Here is a 1,489-nt window from a genome sequence, read left to right as displayed (position 1 = left end):
TATCTCTAAAAGTACTTGTAAAATTGCTTCCCGGTTGCGCTGGGTTGCTGGGGCGTATTTTCGGCTGTCCACTAATTTTTCTCCCCGATAATGATAAGAGTGGGAACAGGCAAGATGCCCATTCCACAAAGCTATGGGCAAGATGCCCATTCCACAAAGCTATTAATATCATCCCACATTTAGGCAACACCATTAATTTTATGTCGGTGAGCAGTATTTGAGATGTAGGGTGGGCAGTGCTTACCTTCGAGATTGTCAGCTTTTTAATTGGTATGAAGCACTGCCCACCTGACGATTAACATTATTAAAAAATAATACAATTAACTATTTTTTATATTTAAGTTACTGTCTGTCGGTGGGCAGTGCTGACTTAACCGATTACAAGCTTTGGAATTGGTCTTATGCACTGCCCACCCTACGATTACTGTTACTGTCGGTGGGCAGTGCCGATTAAACCTAATATAAGCTTTGTAATTGATCTTATGCACTGCCCACCCTACGATTACTTACTAAAAACTAGTTTATATTCCTAAAATACCCACAATTAACACACTCCCCACTCTCTCCACAATCTCCATATTTCGTAATAAAAAAAATTTTCTAAACCCCTTGACATTTTATTTATTTATTGATAAATTAATACTATCAACCTTTTCAAACAATAACTAGTCATGAATCAAAACATTAACCCCAACTCCGATGACAATCAAAACCCTGACAATCAAGGTCGCAAACCTAAGAAAGTCAAGCACATCTTGATTGGTTCTCCTAAACAAGTTCGGCATACTATTAATGCCATTTATGCCCTTAAATACGCCTATCCCGATGAGTGGACCACTCCCGAGCCTACGGAAAATCCTGGTGAGGTTATGACCACTTTGATTCGGTATTTGTACTTAGACTAGGATAGGGTTTTGCCAGGGTTTGCCGCCCTGGCGGCCAGGAATTGTGGAGGTTATTTTTTGCAAGTTATTTTGTGGAGGAGTATAATGTAAACAGAGTTAGGATGTACTTGCTGGAAAGCAGTTACTGAGTAACTTGATAAGAATGGATTCCTTGATTCAGTTTTTGTTTGGATTTGATGACAGCTAAGCTGTACTCAATTACGTTTACAAAATAGAATTCGGTCAAGCATTGGGGTTAACCAACACTTGACCGGATTTTTTTTATCTAAGCTTAAGCGCTACGCGCACGCTACGCGAACAGCGATTGGCCGTAGGCCAAGCTACACCGAACAGCTTTTGAATCAGGACTTACGCGGTGAAGTTTATTTCGCCCCCCTAGCCCCCCAATTCTGGGGGGTAATGATGTCAAAGTCCCCCAGAATTGGGGGATTTAGGGGGCAAATGCGTAAGTCCTATGAATAAAATAAGCTGACCACTGACCGCTGACCGCTGACCGCTGATAGCTGACGGCTGACCGCTGACCACTGACCGCTGACCACTGACCGCTGACCGCTGACGGTAAAATATATAGATATTGATCAACT

1 protein-coding gene is annotated in these 1,489 nt (G+C 42.0%); it reads left to right on the top strand.

Annotation, left to right across the window (positions count from 1 at the left end):
• The first annotated feature begins 671 nt into the window (after nucleotides 1–671).
• The gene (locus tag F6K49_RS48300; protein ID WP_293109774.1) at nucleotides 672–905 is read left to right on the top strand and encodes a hypothetical protein; all 234 of its coding nucleotides are present in this window, start codon (nucleotides 672–674) and stop codon (nucleotides 903–905) included.
• Nucleotides 906–1,489: the final 584 nt, after the last annotated feature.

The organism is Moorena sp. SIO3I6 (assembly GCF_010672095.1).
This window is presented reverse-complemented; position numbering and strand designations above follow the sequence as displayed.